We start from the raw sequence: 254 nt of genomic DNA, 5'->3' as shown, positions 1-254 counted from the left end.
CTACTCTCCCGCGTCTTAAGACGAAGTACCATTGGCGCTGGGGCGTTTCACGGCCGTGTTCGGAATGGGAACGGGTGCGGCCGCCCCGCCATGACCACCAGGTCGGCTAAGGGCAATCCACCGACGTTTGCCGCGTCGGTGTGTTTCGAGAAGCTGGTTTTTTTTTGTGAACACGTCTGTTTCTTCTGTCTTCACGCTGTCGCGATCTTCGATCGCTGCGCTGCAGACGGCGCGCCAAACGGTTGGCGACGAAC

1 rRNA gene is annotated in these 254 nt (G+C 59.4%); it reads right to left on the bottom strand.

Annotated elements, in window-relative coordinates:
• A 5S ribosomal RNA gene (gene rrf, locus R0J92_RS24770) occupies positions 1-102 on the bottom strand; the annotation flags it as partial.
• Positions 103-254: the final 152 nt, after the last annotated feature.

It is taken from the genome of Tritonibacter sp. SIMBA_163 (assembly GCF_046535935.1).
Taxonomy (GTDB): Bacteria; Pseudomonadota; Alphaproteobacteria; order Rhodobacterales; family Rhodobacteraceae; genus Epibacterium; species Epibacterium scottomollicae.
Note: the sequence above shows the minus strand (reverse complement) of the source record. Positions and strands in the feature narration are given on the sequence as shown.